Consider the following 17116-nt stretch of genomic DNA (forward strand, 5'->3'; position numbering starts at 1 on the left):
TGGTTTACAAATATATGACAACACATGTAAATAAGCTATCAAATTCATTTTAAAGGGGTGTACATATGTCCTTCTCTAAGGCATTTAAACGTTACAACAATGCTAAAAAATACGGCTTTGTTTTTACGTTCAATAATAATAGTAATTACTATCGAAAAGTCATGTATCAAAACGGAACAGATTACGGTGTCTATTATAAAAAAAATAAGGATTTTCACCCTCCATACGTGGCAAAGCACGGAAGTCATGATGATGGCCCGTACAATGGTCCGTTTTTGGGGGGCATTGGCACAAGCAATTTTTCAAGAGACTTTACGGGGAATTTTAACCGCTGGCATTTGCAACAAGGGGTTCATCATCATGAAACAATAGAGCCTGCATTTTTTTTGCTCCGCTGGAAAATCGATGATAAAGTTTATTATAAGCGGATTAGAATTGGAGGGAACGATTTTCAAGAGGCAGAAATGGAATATGCTGCCCTTTTCCCTTTTGTATATGAATATTACAAAAGTAAAGAACTTCCATTTGATTTATTAATTGAGTATTTTTCACCGATAATCCCGCACAAGCGGACTATGTATCGCAGCATGGTTTATAATGGCTAAACTGTCAGAAAGGTATAATGCTGAAAAGGCTGGCTACTATTATAACAAATTTTTAAAAGCCCAAAAAACGATGGAGAGACTTTGGAACGGAAAATATTATAATACAAATGATACTGGAAAATACAGTAAGGCAGTAATGTCCGACTCTTTATTTGGAATTTTTTTGGCGAAAAAAGCTGGATTGGGGGATTTAATACCAAAAGAAAAGGTAATTTCACACTTGAAGTCGGTTTATGTGAACAATGTAATGGCTTACTCGGATGGAAGATTTGGTCCTCTATTAGTTGCTGAAGAAGGACGTCAGCATTTTGAAGGTGATGGAGGAGAAACGATACAGGTTAATGAGGTAATCGTTGGTTCTGCTTGGATTTATACAGCGATGCTCTACGAATACGGCCTCCATAAAGAGGCTAATATGGTGGCCATAAGCTTAAGAAATATGATTTATAATCATACCGGCCTGCAATTCCGCACTCCAGCTGCATGGGATAGTGAAGGACGTTTCAGAGCACCATTAAACATGCGTCCTTTATCTGTCTGGCTAATGTAATCGTTACGGATGAAGATACAAAAGCAACAGGATATCAAGTACATCTGGCTGCCTTCATGTTCCATAAAGTTTGTAAAAAGCAAAATAAGATAATCAAAGGAGTTTTACAATGAAGGATAAGTTCATTCTATCTCTAGATCAGGGGACTACAAGTTCTCGTGCGATTTTATTTAATAAAAACGGAGAAATTGTTGAAATAGCCCAGAAGGAATTTGAACAGTTTTTTCCGAAACCAGGATGGGTGGAACATGACGCAAGTGAAATTTGGACGTCAATCCTTGCCTGTATTGCGGATGTGCTCAGAAAAGCAGATATTTCACCGAATCAAATTGCAGGAATTGGTATCACGAATCAGCGGGAAACTACCGTTGTATGGGATAAAAATACGGGCAAACCTATATACAGAGCAATAGTATGGCAATCACGGCAAACAGAGGAAATTGTCCAGGAACTTCGGGAGAAAGGATTAGAAGACCTGTTTAAAGAAAAAACAGGATTGTTATTAGATCCATATTTTTCGGGAACGAAAGTAAAATGGATACTGGACCATGTGGAAGGAGCAAGGGAAAAGGCGGAAAAAGGAGAATTATTATTTGGTACAATCGACAGCTGGCTAGTTTATAAATTGACTGGCGGTAAGGTTCATGTTACAGATTACTCCAATGCTTCCCGGACGTTGATGTACAATATTTATGAATTAAAATGGGATGAAGAACTGCTTGAAATTCTCGGTGTGCCAAAGAGTATGCTTCCAGAAGTCCGGCAATCATCCGAAATATATGGAACGACAGCAGATTATCATTTCTTTGGATATGAAGTACCAATTGCTGGAATAGCGGGGGACCAACAAGCAGCTTTATTTGGCCAAGCTTGCTTTGAAGTCGGCATGGCAAAGAATACATATGGTACCGGTTGTTTCATGTTAATGAATACTGGAGAAAAAGCGGTAAAATCGAAGCATGGACTACTTACGACATTGGCATGGGGGGTTAACGGGAAAGTACAATATGCCCTGGAAGGGAGTATTTTTGTTGCTGGATCAGCGATCCAATGGCTGCGTGACGGTTTACGATTAATAGAACATGCACCAGAAAGCGAGGCATTTGCAACAAAAATTGATTCAACAGATGGGGTATACGTTGTACCAGCTTTTGTTGGATTAGGCACCCCATATTGGGATAGTGACGCTCGCGGAGCAGTGTTTGGGCTGACGCGTGGCACAACAAGAGAGCACTTTATCCGTGCTACATTGGAATCCATTGCCTATCAAACGAAAGACGTATTAGATGCGATGACAGCCGATTCCGGAATTGATCTGAAATCTCTGCGGGTAGATGGCGGTGCAGTGAAAAATAATTTCTTAATGCAGTTTCAAAGCGATATTTTAGGTGTTTCGGTTGATCGTCCTGTAGTGAATGAAACAACTGCATTAGGAGCAGCGTATTTGGCCGGCTTGGCAGTAGGTTTCTGGGCAGGAGAAGATGAAATCGTGAAACATTGGCAAAATGAAAGAACCTTCGAGCCAAAAATAGACAATACAAAGCGAGAACAACTATATGACGGTTGGAAAAAAGCAGTACAAGCAACAAGAAAGTTTAAATAGGCAGCAATAGTTTTTAATAAGTCTATTGAGTACATCGTTATATTTCCTGGATTACCCATACCAGAAAGTTTATGGTGTTCTATTGAAATTTCCATATAACATTCTATACGATGCAAAAAACTACCCTATTCATTGGTGATTAGGGTAGTTTTCTTGCGTGAGTAAAGATTTTCGTGGAACACAACGAATGCTCGAAGGCAGAATAGCGGAGATGAACATGCCAAGAATGCTATTTCTAATTCCAAAGTTTTGGATTAGAAGTAGTAACGGCAACGGCACCTGCTTTTATCGCCTGCTCAATGTCGGATTCCTCTTTAATCAATCCGCCAGCAATGACAGGCAATTTTGTTTCAGCATGAATCTCCTGAATCATGCTTGGTATAATTCCGGGTAAAACTTCAATACAATCTGGCTTCAGGCGTTTAATTAATTGTAAATTATGCTCTAGCGCACTGCTGTCTATTAAGAATAACCGTTGAATGGACAGTAAATGATGTTTTTTTGCTAAGCTAATTATGTTTCCCCTTGTAGATAAGATACCGTCAGGCTTTACTTCGCGGATTAAAAATTCCATTCCATATTCGTCTGCTTTTAAGCCCTGAATCAAATCGAAATGAACAAGTGCTTGTTTATTGGATCTTTTAGTATATTCCACTAGACTTTTTAACTGATCAAGCCTCGTTTCTAAAAAAATGACCGTTTCATGGGAAGTCTTTAATACATGGTCAAAATCTTTCATTTTCCTGATAGCAGGTATGACCCCTGAAGGGATATCCACGGTATTCACCTCTGTATTTAATTTTGCTGACTCCTATGCAATCTCGTGCCATGTCCACATGGAAAAGCTTCTTTATTCCACAATCCCAAGCTGCTGCAAGCCGATATAAATTCCTGATTCATCTACTGTCGCCGTTTGATGTTTTGCATACGGGAGAAGATCTGGATTGGCGTTTCCCATGGCAAAACCTTCTCCGACGGCCTGGAGCATTTCTTTATCGTTCATCCCGTCGCCAAAGGCAATGGCTGCTTCTTTCGGAATGTTTAAATGCTCCAATATTTTCTTGATTGCTTCCCCTTTATTTACTTTATCGCGAATAATGTCATACGTATGCTCAATTCCTGTTCCGCGCACCTTTGACAGATGGACCGAATTCTCTTTTTCGTAAAGGGGAACTTGTTCCGGCAGCACGCCCATTACCGTCAGTCCCAACACGCGGGGAAGAATGTCTGGACGGAAGGCTGCATTGATCGTCATTTGGAACGTACGGCCAAAATGCTCGAGGACTGGACTTTCCAAATCGCTAAAATAATTTTTTTCATCGGTAAACATAATAAATTCATGGCCGTATTCTTGAGATAGGTCGTAAAAGTACCGAACCGTTTTCTCTGGCATGACTTCATGGACGACCGTTTCCCCGCGATACGTTGCGAAGGCGCCGTTATAGCCGATCATCGACTGGATGTTCAGTTCTTTTGCCAGCCCGTGAATTTCATGAATCGGCCGGCCGGTAGCAAGAAATACTTCCAGGCCTTGACGCTGGGCCTCTTGTATGGCTTCTTTCGTTTTATCCGTATATGTATGGTCACGCTTTAGAATCGTTCCGTCAATGTCGAGAAAAATTACTTTGTACTTCATTGAATTCTCCTTTGATGTTCGTTTGCCGCTATTGTAACATATCCAAATTAGGAAAAGAAAAGGAAGCGTTCCGGAATCTCACATTGCTCTTTCCCGAATGATAAAAACTGGATGGACACGACGATTCCAAATCCCAGGTGCTATCGGTTCTCCGGTTTTCTCTCAGTTCCTTTTTTCACAGTGCAGAAAAAACAAGGGGAAAATCCCCTTGAGCTACAATGCTTTGTCATCGACATTATCCAGCCATTTTTCCACCGAATTCACTACAGATTTTACCGTGCCGTCGGCAAATGGCGAACGTAAATTTGCTGCATCAAGCAGTTCCAGAAAGGAACGGGAGCCGCCTAATTTACATAATTTCACATAATCATTCCATGCTTCTTCATGGTTTTCCTCGTCCCGTTTCCAAAACTGGTAGGCGCAGATTTGGGCGAGCGTATAGTCAATATAGTAAAATGGCTCATCGAAAAGATGGAGCTGCCGCTGCCATAATCCCCCGGACTCGAAAAATTCGATGCCGTCATAATCCCGGTGAGGCAAGTATACTTTTTCCAATTCCCGCCAGGCGCGCTTCCGTTCTTCCGGGGTCCAGTCCGGATTTTCGTAGACGCGGTGCTGGAATTCATCCACGAGAACTCCGTACGGGATAAAGGTGATTCCTGCTGCCAGGTGGGTAAACTTATATTTCTCCGTATCCTCCTGGAAAAAAAGTTCCATCCACGGCCAAGTGAAAAATTCCATGCTCATCGAATGGATTTCCGCCGCTTCACTCGTCGGGAATTCATATTCCGGTACTTTCAGGTGCCTGCTTAAGTAGGTTTGAAAGGCATGCCCGGCTTCATGGGTGAGGACGTCAATATCATCCGATGTTCCGTTGAAGTTGGCAAAAATAAACGGGGATTCATAATCGGCGATATACGTGCAATAACCTCCGACTTCTTTTCCTTTTTTCGCTTCCAGATCCATCAAGTTCCGGTCCAGCATAAACTGGAAAAATTCCTTCGTTTCATCCGACAGCTCGCTGTACATTTTTTTCCCGTTCTCGATAATCCATTCCGGAGAACCTTTCGGAGTGGCGTTCCCCGTTTTAAATTCATAAAACTCATCATAAAATTTAAAAGAATCTAGCCCGAGCCGCATTCGCTGTCTTTCGTGCAGTTTTGTGGCTAAAGGAACAATCGTCTCCCGGACTTGCTTCCGGAAGTTTTCCACCATTTCCGCATCGTAATCAATCCGCTGCATCCGCAAATAGCCGACTTCGACAAAATTTTTGTAGCCTAACGTCGTTGCGATTTCATGACGGATTTTGACGAGCTGGTCATATATATCATCCAGTTTTTCCCCATTGGCGGCATAAAAGCCGGCAGACGCGCTAACCGCTTCTTTCCGTATGTTCCGGTCATGGTGCTGGTAGAAGGGAACGATTTGCGACAGCGTATAAGTCTTCCCTTGAAATTCAATTTGCGCCGAAGCGATGAGTTTGGAATACTCCGATACTAATTTGTTTTCCTTTTTTAATAAATCGATAATTTCCGGGGAAAAGGCTTTGATTTGGCATTCGGCCAACTGAAAAAGCTGCTTCCCGTATCGTTTTTCCAGTTCATCCCGGAAAGGCGACGCGACCAATGCTTTATAAAAGTCTGTCGTCCATTCCTCAAATTCAGGATTCGTTTCGTCGAAGAAATCCCGCTCTTTTTGGTAAAATGTATCTGTCGTATCAATGGAAGCACGAATGTAGACGAGATTGTCCATCGTCGAAATCGTATTGCGGATATCGTTAATTTTTTCCATTACGGCGATTGCTTTCTCTGCCGAATCTGCCTCTTTAAAGTCTGCCAGCTGGCTGTAAAAGTTTTGCTTCGCCTCTTCTACATTCGGCCGTTTATATTCGTACTGGTCAAAGGTTTTCATAAATTTCCCGCTCCTTTCATATAGATTATAAAGGAAAAAGATGGGATATATGTATTTTTTCAGAAAATAGCTGGTTTTTACTATCGTCATAGTGCAAACGTTGACAATCCAGGCGGGCGATAGTAGACTAAAAGATAAGAACGACAAATATAATTGGGGTGAAAACGATGGCTCAAGCTGTAATGTTAGTGGGAGTAATCATTACCATTGCCTTAGTCGTAATCAATTTAGTATTGTTAAGAGCTACAGCTAAGGAGAAATTCGTTGGTTATTTCCCGAGTTTAGTTGCATTTATTGTTGGATTATTATTTTTACTCGTTGCTACATATATTAACGAGAGCTTTCTTGGTGCTCCTGTTGGCGGCTGGGGAATTGCCACTTTATTTGCATCGGCTGTTTCCTTTATTATTACCGCCTTGGTCGATACGTACCGTCATCACGGAGACGCAAAAAGCGCATAAACAGAAAAATCCGCAGCGGCGTGCTGTGGATTTTTTATTTCGGCAGCAGCTATTCTTTCTTTTCCAGTAAATACGTATGTCCGTCTCTTTGCTCTGCTTTTCCTTCCTTCATTAATTTTCCCAGGGCCCGTTTAAAGGCGGCTTTGCTTATACCAAACGTGGCGCGGATATCTTCCGGATCGCTCCGGTCATCAAAAGGAATGACGCCGTTATGTTTTTCCAAATGACGCAAAATTGCTTCTGCATCGTCTGTCATGCTTTTTTCCTTTTGCGGCCGCAAGGATACATTTATCGTGCCGTCTTCCTTTACGTCAATGATCCGGCCATGGACAAGCTCCCCAAGCCTCGGTTCCTCTTTCCGCTCTGTATGGTGGATAAACCCCCGATAGTTTTCTTCCGTAATCATGACGGAACCTTCTCTGCTCGTGCGAAAAATCCTCCCCGACACCGGCTGATAGAGCATTTCCGGCGGTGCAGGGGAAAAGAGCCGGTTCATTTCATGCTCCGTTGCTGGAATTGCCAGCAGTCTCCCTCTTCTGTCCAGGCCAAGGGTCACGAATAATTTATCGTTTGGCTTTGGCCATACCCTTTCAAATGGAGGAAGGTCATCGGCGGAAACGAGCATTTCCTTGCCAATTCCGATATGTACAAAAACCCCAAGACCGGAAATCGCATTCGTTACTTCTGCCCAATCGTATATTCCCCGCTGAATCTTTGGAATGACGGCAGTAGCCGCAATATTTCCTTTCTTATCGTTGTACAAAAATACGTCCACTTCTTCATTTTCCTCCAGCTCCTCCTTTGTTTCCCGATGGTGCAGGAGGGCGGTTTGTCCTTCTTTTTCCAACACGTAACCGGTGTCGATTTTTCTTAAAACGGTCATTCGCTGCACCGTTCCAAGGGGCAATGGTGTCATTTCGTTCCCTCTTTTCTACTTTATTCGTAATTTTCTGCCATAATGTGATAAAATAGGAAATTATAGACAAGTAATGTGGTGAATACAGATGCAGTTGTTTTTCAATGTCATATTGCCAATCATGTGTGTGTTTGCTTCCGGTTTTGTGCTGCAACGAATTCGCGTGCTTGATATCCGGACGATGTCGGCGGTATCACTTTATATTTTATCCCCGGCCCTCGTTTTTATTTCGTTATATGATGCGGAGTTTGAGTTTAGCTATGTCATTATCGTTATTTTTATGTTTGCTCTGTTCTTTTTTATGGTCTTTCTCAATAAAATGCTGGCAAAAATCTTGAAGTGGCCGGCCAACTTGGAAAGTGCCGCTATTTTATCGACCGGGTTCCTCAATTCCGGAAACTACGGGCTCCCGGTCGTTTTGTACAGCATTGGTCCCGTTGCATTGCCCTATGCCGTATTTATTATGGTGATTCAAGGGCTGCAAAACAACTTTTTTGGCGTTTATTACGCTTCCCGGAGCAAAAGCGGATTTAAGCGGTCGATTATTACTGTGATGAAAATGCCGACAACTTATGCGATGATTTTGGCGTTTCTTTTCCAGTTTTCCGACGTTTCCATACCAGAATCCGTCCATTCGACATTGTCTATGGTAGGGGATGCAGCCATCCCGGTAATGATGATTTTGCTCGGCATGCAGCTCGGTTCGATGACGGGATTGAACCTGAACTGGCAGGTTATTGTCAGTTCGGTCACGCTAAAAATGCTGATTGCGCCCGTCTTTGCCTTTTTGTTTGTGCTGCTTTTTGAGGTTGATCCGCTCCTCGGGTCGATTTTAATTATCATTTCCGCCATGCCGCCCGCTGCGACAACAACGATGTACGCCATTGAATTTGATACGGAGCCGGAGCTTGTTTCCAGCATTACGTTTATTTCCACGATGGTAAGTATTGTTACAATTACGATTTTATTAAATCTCGTTTAAGCCGTGGAAGGAAATTCGCAATTTTTGCAGAATTATTTAAGTGGGAGGGAGATATGATGGATTTAGGATTAACAGGGAAGTCAGTGATTGTTACGGCAGGGAGCAAAGGGCTTGGCAAAGCAATCGCCACCGAATTTGCGCGTGAAGGAGCACGCGTCATGATCAGCAGCCGATCGGAGGAATCGCTGCAGAAGGCCCAGAAAGAAATTGTGGAAGCAACGGGGAATGAACATGTCCGCTACGTTGTTTGCGACATGAAAAAAGCGGAGGATATCCGCCGCCTCGTAGATGAAACAGTTGCATGGAACGGCACGGTCGATGCATTAGTCAACAATACCGGAGGACCGCCGGCAGGGAAATTTCTCAATATGACCGATGATGACTGGTATCATGCCTTTGAACTAAATTTGCTCAGCTTTGTGCGGACAATTCGTGCCGTCGTTCCCCATATGCAAAAACAGAAGCGGGGGGCGATTATCAACCTTGCTTCTTCCTCGGTAAAACAGCCGATTGATCATCTCGTTTTATCCAACACGATGCGTCCGGGAATTGTCGGACTGGCGAAAACATTGGCAATCGAACTTGGGGAAGACAATATTGTCATTAATACGGTGGGGCCAGGCACGATTGAAACGGATCGTGTTTTAGAATTGAACGAACATCGGGCAAAGGCAAAGGGAGTTACGCCGGATGATGTTAAAAAAGAGGCGGAAGCTGCGATTCCGATGAAGCGGTACGGTCAGCCGGAGGAATTTGCCAAAGCTGTCGTATTCCTCGCATCGGGTGCAAATACGTACATTACCGGACAGACCCTCGTTGTGGACGGCGGTGCCGTACGGGCATTATAGAAAAGGAAAAATCGGCGATTAATCCGCCGATTTTTTCATTTATCGATGAAGCTTGCCATGCGGAAACCTTCCAATGCATGGAGTTACAAGGTGGAAAACGCCATGTTTTCATATGGTGCAGGGTGAAACCTTCCAATGCATGGAGTTATCGTCCATTGCAAGGTGAAATCGTCCAATGCATGGAGTTATCGTTCAATGCAAGGTGAAGCCTTCCAATGCATGGAGTTTTCGTCCATTGCAAGGTGAAATCTTCCGCTGTATGGAGTTATCGTCCATTGCAAGGTGAAATCGTCCAATCCGGTTAGGAATCTTCCAAACGAAGACCAACTCTTCCATTTAGTTCTTTTTCTAATCTTCCGTTCGGGAGCGATATCTGCCAAAGGGGTACGACATCGGCCAAATGATCGGGAAATGTTCCAAAGAAGAGGATAAATCAGCCAAAACAAGAGGAAAATCTTCCAAAATGCACGAAAAATCTTCCATTATTTAGGAGAATCGGCAAAACCTTTCCTACATGTTCCAAAAGCGTTAAGAATCTTCCATCCTGTCATATAATCTTCCGCCCATCCCAGTAATCATCCGCTTGTCCCTGGAACCACCCATCCGGACTCTAAAATTTTTAATCCGTAAAAGAATTTCATGTCTTCCTGTGAGAAAGTGCAGGGGGAGCTACAAAGCCTTACAATAAATTAATAATTCCCAGACCAATCAGCAAAGTAGGGGGAAGAAAGGAAAGCCGCCGCAATTTTTCGCTTTTCGACAGGAACATTCCAATTTTCATGCCGCACGTTAAAAAGAGTCCGCTCATCGTGGCGATGAAAATAGCTGTGACGAAGGGCGAATAGCCTAATAGGGAAGCTCCGACTCCAGCGCCAAAGGCATCAAGGGCAAGGGCAAAACCGAGGAGAACTGCTTCCCCGATGGAAATCGTCCCTGACCGGTCCAAATCCGCTCTATCGGGAGTGAGAATGACCGTTTTTATGTCATGCAACGTTCCTTCAGGTTTTTCTGGCTCATGTTCCTGCCTGCTTTTCCGCTGGGAGCGGATGACGTTGACGAGAGAAAAAAGACCAATTCCGATTAAAATGACGCCGCCGATCATTTTGGCGATGGCAGCGGAAAGAAACTGTTCGAGTACTGTTCCGATTGTCATCGAAAGGAGGATGACCATCCCGGAACAAATCATAATAATAGACAGCGCGGCAAATGGAACACGAACTTTTTGCATGCCGTACGTTATTCCGACACCGAGTCCATCCATGCTTACCGCAATGACTAATAATAGCAACCCGGTATAATATAGCATTTGCGTTCATCCTTTACTTCTGAAACTGCAAGCACAAACCTAACATAGTGTATGGAAACAGAAGAAAGGATGTGCGCACATTTTGCCTTCTGTAAACATTTTGAACTTGCTGAAAACCCGCGAATTTCCGATGGAGCATTCCGCTTTTAATTATGGTACAGTTATATAGTAAAAAGGAATTGCAGAAGGGAATTTTTCTATGAGCAAAACGTTAGTATTAGCAGAAAAACCTTCCGTCGGCCGGGATATTGCCAGAGTGCTCCAATGCAATAAAAAAGGCAACGGCTGCTTGGAAGGAGCAAAATATATTGTTACGTGGGCCCTCGGCCATTTAGTCACGCTGGCCGATCCGGAAATGTACGATGACCGGTATAAAACTTGGCGGATGGAAGACTTGCCGATGCTTCCGTCCCCGCTAAAGACAGTGGTCATTAAAAAAACGGGAAAACAGTTCCAGGCGGTAAAGCAGCAGCTGCGCCGGAAAGATGTCAGTGAAATTGTCATTGCTACCGACGCCGGGAGAGAAGGGGAGCTGGTCGCCCGCTGGATTATCGATAAAGCAAAGGTACGAAAGCCGATCAAACGGCTTTGGATTTCTTCCGTTACAGATAAGGCCATTCGGGACGGATTCCGCAAACTAAAACCGGGGAAAGCCTATGAAAACTTGTATCATTCCGCTGTTGCCCGGTCTGCCGCTGACTGGTACGTCGGGCTAAACGCCACAAGGGCATTGACGACGAAATACAACGCCCAGCTTTCCAGCGGCCGGGTGCAAACACCAACCCTTGCCATGGTCGCAGCCCGGGAGAAGGAAATTCGTGAATTTACGCCGAAAACCTTTTACAAAATCGAGGCGAAAACGAATGGTGGCCTCACTTTCCAGTGGAAGGACGGACATAACAATGATCGGATTTTCCAGAAGGAACGGGCGGAAAAACTTCTGCAAGCGCTGGAAAATCAAAAAGCAATTGTGGCGAGCGTCCAGAAGAAGATAAAGAAAAAGCATGCTCCCCAATTGTATGATTTAACGGAACTGCAGCGGGATGCCAACCGGATCTTTCAATTTTCCGGGAAGAAGACGTTGTCTGTCATGCAGCGGTTATATGAAAATCATAAAGTATTAACGTATCCCCGGACTGATTCCCGCGTCATTACGAGCGACATCGTCCCGACCTTAAAGGAGCGGATCCGGGCGACTGCGGTTGATGCTTATAAGCCGATAGCGGCAAAACTGCTGCAGAAAAAATGGAATTTGCCGAAATCTGTCGTTGATGATGCGAAGGTTTCCGACCATCACGCCATCATTCCGACGGAAGAACCGGTTGTGCTTTCCGATTTAACAGGAGACGAACGAAAAATTTATGACCTTGTCGTCCAGCGATTTTATGCTGTGCTAATGGACCCGTATGTATATGAAGAAACGATGCTGGAAGTGAAAATCGGCAAGGAACGTTTCGCAGCCAAAGGAAAAAATGTGCAGCAATTAGGATGGAAAGAGCTGAACAAGCAGATGGATGAGGAAGAAGAACAGCATCAATTGATTCCTGCGGTCAAAGCCGGGGATACGTTAGGAGTTCTCCGAATGTATCTAACGGAGGGGGAAACGAAACCGCCGGAGCCCTTTACCGAAGGCACGCTGCTCCAGGCGATGGAAAATCCGGTGAAATATATGGAGAACAAAAATAAAAAATTGGCCCAAACCCTCCATGACGCTGGTGGAATCGGCACAGTTGCCACTCGGGCGGACATTATCGACAAGCTTTTTAACAGCATGTATATGGAACAGCGGGGAAAATATATTTACCTTACGTCGAAAGGAAAGCAGCTGCTCGATTTAGTTCCGGAAGATTTGCGTTCTCCGGAACTGACTGCCCAGTGGGAACAAAAACTAACCCTTATCGCCGACGGGAAGCTGAAGAAGGAACAATTTCTGGCAGAGATTAAAGACTATACGAAGGCAATCGTTCAGGAAATTAAAGCTGCTGATGCGACCTTTAAGCACGACAATATGACGGGAACGAAATGTCCGAACTGCGGCAAGCTGATGCTGGAAGTGAAAAACAAAAAAGGCCGTATGCTCGTCTGTCAAGATCGTTCTTGCGGCTATAAGAAAAATATTGCGAAACAGACGAACGCCCGCTGTCCGAACTGCCATAAGCGGATGGAACTGCGGGGCGAAGGAGAAGGCCAATTGTTCGTCTGCAAATGCGGCTATCGGGAAAAAGTTTCTGCCTTCCAGGAACGGCGCAATAAGGAAAGGCAAGGAAACGTCTCCCGAAGAGATATTCAAAAGTACTTGAAAAAACAGGATGACGGATTTACGAACAACGCCCTGGCCGAACAGCTGGCAAAGCTGAAGAAAAAGCAATAATCTGTTGTCTGTTTCTTCGAAAAGAACAAATCTCCAAAAATGATTTTATCTATCGACGAAAGGTTTATTAAAAAAAGCCAAGAGGAATTTGAATTGGATATTGTCTAATTATATTTTTGGACGTTATCATCAATTATGAAATCAAAGAAATCGATTGATTAATAATGAAAGTGAAACCGAGGTAGATAATGAAACTGCGAGAATTATTTTAGATATTTTAAATTGTTGCAACAGATTTATGAAAAAAATAATAGAAATTTTAAGAATAACGAATCCATGTCGATTTATCGTAATCAAAGGGGGATTGAAATGAATATAAGAGAACGTAAAAAAGCAGCTGAAGAGTTTTATAATAGATGGGCTAATCGCGGAAATGAACGTCAAGATAGTCAATCCTTTTGGTTAGATTTATTGCAAAACGTTTACGGAATTGAAAATCCTGTTGAGTATATTAGCTTTGAGGATTCAATCCAAAATATGATGGATAAAACTAGTTTTATCGATGGATATATCGAGAAAACAAAAGTTTTAATTGAACAAAAAGGAAGAGATAGGGATTTAAATAAAGGAATAAGGCAATCAGATGGAAGTTATTTAACACCATTTCAGCAAGCTTTGCGTTATTCTGCATCATTACCTTATTCAAAAAGGCCAAGATGGATTATCACTTGTAATTTCAAAGAGTTCTATATTTATGACATGGAAAAACCTAATTCTGAACCTGCAGTTGTTAAATTAGAGAACCTTAAAAATGAATATTATAGATTAGAAATGCTTGTTGAAAAAACAAATATTCAAATTGAAAAAGAAACAAAGGTATCTATTAAAGCAGGTGAATTGATTGGTAAGATTTATGACGAGTTATTAAAGCAATATAAAGAACCAGAAAATCCAGATACTCTAAAAAGTATTAATCAATTATGCGTTCGTCTTGTGTTTTGTTTTTATGCCGAAGATGCCGGACTTTTTGGGAAAAAAGGGATACTATATGATTATTTATCTGAATTCAGTGCAAGACATTTTCGAAACGCAATCATTGACTTGTTTGAAGTGTTAAATACAAAAGAAGATGAAAGAGATCCATATTTAGATGAAACATTAGCAAGATTTCCTTATGTTAATGGGGATTTATTTAAAGATACGGATATTGAAATTCCACAGTTTAATGAACGATTAAGAGAGTTAATATTAGATAATGCATCGAGCGGGTTTGACTGGTCGGAAATTAGCCCAACCATTTTTGGAGCTGTATTTGAAAGTACACTAAATCCAGAACTAAGACGAGATGGCGGTATGCATTATACATCCATAGAAAATATTCATAAAGTAATTGATCCATTATTTTTAGATGATTTAAAAAATGAATTAAATGAGATTAAACAATATAAACAACCAGCAACGATCAGAAGACGAGCTAAGGAGTTCCAAAAAAAATTAGGTAGTTTAAAATTTTTAGACCCAGCTGCAGGGTCTGGGAACTTTTTAACAGAAACTTATTTAGCATTGCGGAAATTAGAAAACGAAGCTATAAAACTATATATGGAGGATAATGTACGGCTTGATGTTGAAAATTTAATACAAGTAAAGCTTAATCAATTTTATGGGATAGAAATAAATGATTTTGCTGTTTCAGTTGCGAAAACCGCTCTTTGGATTGCAGAAAGTCAAATGTTTGAAGAAACACAAAGTATAATTTATGCGAATATGGAATTTTTACCTCTTGAATCCTACACGAACATTGTTCAGGGCAATTCTTTAGAAATGAACTGGAATAATGTTATTGATAAAAGAGAATTGGATTATATTATTGGGAATCCTCCATTTGTCGGTGCAAGATTGATGAGCGAAAAACAAACAAATGAATTGAAAGACGTTTTTGGAAAATTAAACGGTGTAGGGAATTTAGACTATGTTGTAGGTTGGTATGGAAAAGCCGCTCAATTTATTAATCAATCAAATATTAAGTGCGCCTTTGTATCAACTAATTCAATTACACAAGGACAACAAGTACCTATTCTATGGAAGTATTTAATGGAAGAATATAATATCGTTATTAATTTTGCTTACCGCACTTTTAATTGGAATAGTGAAGCAATAGATAAAGCAGCCGTACATTGTGTTATTATTGGCTTTTCTCAAGTTGAAAATAGAGATAAGAAAATATATGTTTCTAAAGAACAAGTCGAGCTGGCAAATAATATAAATGGGTATTTACTAGATGCTCCAAATGTTTTTATTGAAAATAGACGAAGTGCAATAAGTAAAGTACCTGAAATGGTTTTCGGCAGTATGCCAAATGATGGTGGAAATTTAATTTTAACACCCGAAGAAAAAGACGAGCTTATTAAAAATTATCCTCAATCTAAACAAGTAATAAAAAGATTCGTAGGGTCACGAGAATATATAAATGGAATAGAACGATATTGTTTATGGATAGAACCAAAGGATTTGAATTTGATTAGTAATATCAATCCTATCATGGAACGAATAAAAAAGGTAAAAGAACATCGTTTAAATAGTAAAAGAAAGAACACTCAGGAATTGGCTAAAAAACCCTATGCTTTTGGTGAAATTCGTCAACCAAACACGCATTATTTAATTGTTCCTAGAGTTTCGTCAGAAAATAGAAGATATATTCCAATTGGATATTTAGATAAAAATGTTATTGCGAGTGATGCAGTTTTAATTATACCGAATGCATCAAAATATCATTTTGCAATACTTTCATCAAATGTCCATATGTCTTGGATGAGAACTGTAGCCGGTAGATTAAAAAGTGATTATAGATACTCGGCATCTATTGTCTATAATAATTTTCCATGGATACAATTAACAGAAGAACAAAAAGAAAAACTTACAAAAACAGCAGATAACATATTAAAAGCAAGAGAGCTATATCCAGAAATGTCTTTAGCGGATCTATATAATGAATTAATTATGCCACCAGAACTACGAAAAGCTCATCAAGATAATGACCGATTAGTAATGCGTATATATGGAATGGATGTACGAATAACTAAAGAAAGTGATGCTGTTGAAAAGTTATTTAAAATGTATAACGAAATGACAAAAAATATTTCGTAATGGTAAAAAAAATTCAATTTTATCTGGCCTCTTAATCCCGAGTTCGACAGTAAATAGGCACAAATTCACTTTTTAATAAAATGTATTTCCTATGATATCAATCTTTTCGTGGATTTGTGCTTAAAATTTTTTGAATTTTACATAGGCACACGTTTAATAAAATTTGTGTTTACATTATAATGTTTATGAATTATAATATAGGCATGTATATTAGAAGGGTGACTCGCAAAAACAAAGATGGATCAAGAGTTTCGTACATTCAGCTCGCTCATAACGTGTGGGATCCGAAGGCCAAATATGCGAAAGCGAAGGTGATCTATTCATTCGGTCGTGAAGATGATCTCGATATGGCCGTACTCGAACGACTGGCCCAAAGTATCAATCGATTCCTCACACCCGAAGAGGCACTGAAGTCGCAACAAAAAATTAGAGATACAACTCAATTTTTATTCCGGTCTGTCAAGCAACTGGGTGGCATTTGGCTATTTGATCAACTTTGGAAAAAATTAGGGATGGATACGATTCTCGAAGAGATTTTTAAAGAGCGCAAGCACGAAATCAATTTAGAACGTGCCATTTTTGCAATGGTCGCAAACCGTGCGCTTGCCCCTTCCAGTAATTTAGGAATGGAAGAATGGATATCCGAAGATGTCTATCTCCCTGGGCTTCCAAGTGTTCATTGCCATCAGCTTTACCGTGCCATGGACGAGTTATTGGATGCCCAAAGTTGGTTGGAAGATCGTGTATTTGACAATGTTTCCAACCTGTTCAATCTGGAAGTTGATCTTCTCTATTTCGATACGACATCCAGTTACTTTGAAGTCGCTCCCGACGAAACCCCGG

14 protein-coding genes are annotated in these 17116 nt (G+C 41.3%); 9 read left to right on the forward strand and 5 right to left on the reverse strand.

The window, feature by feature from the left end; translation table 11 throughout:
- Positions 1-65: 65 nt before the first annotated feature.
- From IEV18_RS03720 to glpK, 3 genes are all read left to right on the forward strand, one after another.
- Positions 66-605: a GH116 family glycosyl-hydrolase gene (locus IEV18_RS03720; protein ID WP_188391032.1), complete on the forward strand. Its 540-nt coding sequence runs from the start codon at positions 66-68 to the stop codon at positions 603-605.
- Entirely contained in the window at positions 598-1155 is a 558-nt protein-coding gene (locus IEV18_RS03725) for a GH116 family glycosyl hydrolase (RefSeq protein WP_188391033.1), read from the forward strand. The genes IEV18_RS03720 and IEV18_RS03725 overlap by 8 nt, the downstream gene beginning before the upstream one ends.
- A gap of 109 nt (positions 1156-1264) precedes the next feature.
- Positions 1265-2758, forward strand: coding sequence for a glycerol kinase GlpK (gene glpK, locus IEV18_RS03730; protein WP_188391034.1), 1494 nt, complete (start codon positions 1265-1267; stop codon positions 2756-2758).
- Between the two features lie 235 nt (positions 2759-2993).
- Here the strand turns inward: glpK and IEV18_RS03735 are convergent, their stop codons facing one another.
- The 3 genes from IEV18_RS03735 to IEV18_RS03745 all read right to left on the reverse strand — a co-directional run bounded on the left by IEV18_RS03735 (position 2994) and on the right by IEV18_RS03745 (position 6305).
- Positions 2994-3536 carry a glycerol-3-phosphate responsive antiterminator gene (locus IEV18_RS03735; protein WP_188391035.1) on the reverse strand — a complete coding sequence of 181 codons (543 nt, stop codon included), beginning with the start codon at positions 3534-3536 and terminating at the stop codon, positions 2994-2996.
- A 72-nt stretch (positions 3537-3608) separates the two neighbouring features.
- Entirely contained in the window at positions 3609-4394 is a 786-nt protein-coding gene (locus tag IEV18_RS03740) for an HAD family hydrolase (protein WP_188391036.1), read from the reverse strand.
- 213 nt (positions 4395-4607) lie between these two features.
- The gene (locus IEV18_RS03745) at positions 4608-6305 is read right to left on the reverse strand and encodes a M3 family oligoendopeptidase (protein WP_188391037.1); all 1698 of its coding nucleotides are present in this window, start codon (positions 6303-6305) and stop codon (positions 4608-4610) included.
- 167 nt (positions 6306-6472) lie between these two features.
- On the opposite strand from IEV18_RS03745, the gene IEV18_RS03750 reads away from it, so the two are divergent.
- Positions 6473-6766, forward strand: coding sequence for a hypothetical protein (locus IEV18_RS03750; protein ID WP_188391038.1), 294 nt, complete (start codon positions 6473-6475; stop codon positions 6764-6766).
- Positions 6767-6815: 49 nt separating this feature from the next.
- Here IEV18_RS03750 and IEV18_RS03755 read toward each other — a convergent pair whose 3' ends face one another.
- Complete coding sequence (locus IEV18_RS03755; RefSeq protein WP_188391039.1) at positions 6816-7682, reverse strand: CvfB family protein; 867 nt, start codon at positions 7680-7682, stop codon at positions 6816-6818.
- A gap of 88 nt (positions 7683-7770) precedes the next feature.
- Between IEV18_RS03755 and IEV18_RS03760 the strand changes: the two genes are divergently transcribed.
- Positions 7771-8664, forward strand: coding sequence for an AEC family transporter (locus IEV18_RS03760; protein ID WP_188391040.1), 894 nt, complete (start codon positions 7771-7773; stop codon positions 8662-8664).
- Positions 8665-8720: 56 nt separating this feature from the next.
- Positions 8721-9512, forward strand: a complete 792-nt coding sequence (locus IEV18_RS03765; protein WP_188391041.1) for an SDR family oxidoreductase — start codon at positions 8721-8723, stop codon at positions 9510-9512.
- A 679-nt stretch (positions 9513-10191) separates the two neighbouring features.
- Here IEV18_RS03765 and ytaF read toward each other — a convergent pair.
- The gene (gene ytaF / locus IEV18_RS03770) at positions 10192-10818 is read right to left on the reverse strand and encodes a sporulation membrane protein YtaF (protein WP_188391042.1); all 627 of its coding nucleotides are present in this window, start codon (positions 10816-10818) and stop codon (positions 10192-10194) included.
- Positions 10819-11017: 199 nt separating this feature from the next.
- On the opposite strand from ytaF, the gene IEV18_RS03775 reads away from it, so the two are divergent.
- The 3 genes from IEV18_RS03775 to IEV18_RS03785 all read left to right on the forward strand — a co-directional run.
- A complete protein-coding gene (locus IEV18_RS03775; protein ID WP_188391043.1) occupies positions 11018-13189 on the forward strand; it encodes a DNA topoisomerase III in 2172 nt (723 codons plus the stop codon).
- 309 nt (positions 13190-13498) lie between these two features.
- A complete protein-coding gene (locus IEV18_RS03780; RefSeq protein WP_188391044.1) occupies positions 13499-16273 on the forward strand; it encodes a DNA methyltransferase in 2775 nt (924 codons plus the stop codon).
- Positions 16274-16476: 203 nt separating this feature from the next.
- The coding region (locus IEV18_RS03785) for an IS1634 family transposase N-terminal domain-related protein (RefSeq protein WP_505625246.1) at positions 16477-17116 on the forward strand (640 nt) is incomplete at its 3' end.

The organism is Compostibacillus humi, from assembly GCF_014637175.1.
GTDB classification, from domain to species: Bacteria; Bacillota; Bacilli; order Bacillales; family Amphibacillaceae; genus Oceanobacillus; species Oceanobacillus humi.

Bases quoted from the DNA above. Each gene is read 5' to 3' on its own strand.
- IEV18_RS03780 (WP_188391044.1), top strand. From the start codon at position 13,499: ATGAATATAAGAGAACGTAAAAAAGCAGCTGAAGAGTTTTATAATAGA.
- IEV18_RS03720 (WP_188391032.1), top strand. From the start codon at position 66: ATGTCCTTCTCTAAGGCATTTAAACGTTACAACAATGCTAAAAAATAC.
- IEV18_RS03740 (WP_188391036.1), bottom strand. From the start codon at position 4,394: ATGAAGTACAAAGTAATTTTTCTCGACATTGACGGAACGATTCTAAAG.
- IEV18_RS03775 (WP_188391043.1), top strand. From the start codon at position 11,018: ATGAGCAAAACGTTAGTATTAGCAGAAAAACCTTCCGTCGGCCGGGAT.
- glpK (WP_188391034.1), top strand. From the start codon at position 1,265: ATGAAGGATAAGTTCATTCTATCTCTAGATCAGGGGACTACAAGTTCT.
- ytaF (WP_188391042.1), bottom strand. From the start codon at position 10,818: ATGCTATATTATACCGGGTTGCTATTATTAGTCATTGCGGTAAGCATG.
- IEV18_RS03725 (WP_188391033.1), top strand. From the start codon at position 598: ATGGCTAAACTGTCAGAAAGGTATAATGCTGAAAAGGCTGGCTACTAT.
- IEV18_RS03755 (WP_188391039.1), bottom strand. From the start codon at position 7,682: ATGACACCATTGCCCCTTGGAACGGTGCAGCGAATGACCGTTTTAAGA.
- IEV18_RS03760 (WP_188391040.1), top strand. From the start codon at position 7,771: ATGCAGTTGTTTTTCAATGTCATATTGCCAATCATGTGTGTGTTTGCT.
- IEV18_RS03750 (WP_188391038.1), top strand. From the start codon at position 6,473: ATGGCTCAAGCTGTAATGTTAGTGGGAGTAATCATTACCATTGCCTTA.
- IEV18_RS03765 (WP_188391041.1), top strand. From the start codon at position 8,721: ATGGATTTAGGATTAACAGGGAAGTCAGTGATTGTTACGGCAGGGAGC.
- IEV18_RS03745 (WP_188391037.1), bottom strand. From the start codon at position 6,305: ATGAAAACCTTTGACCAGTACGAATATAAACGGCCGAATGTAGAAGAG.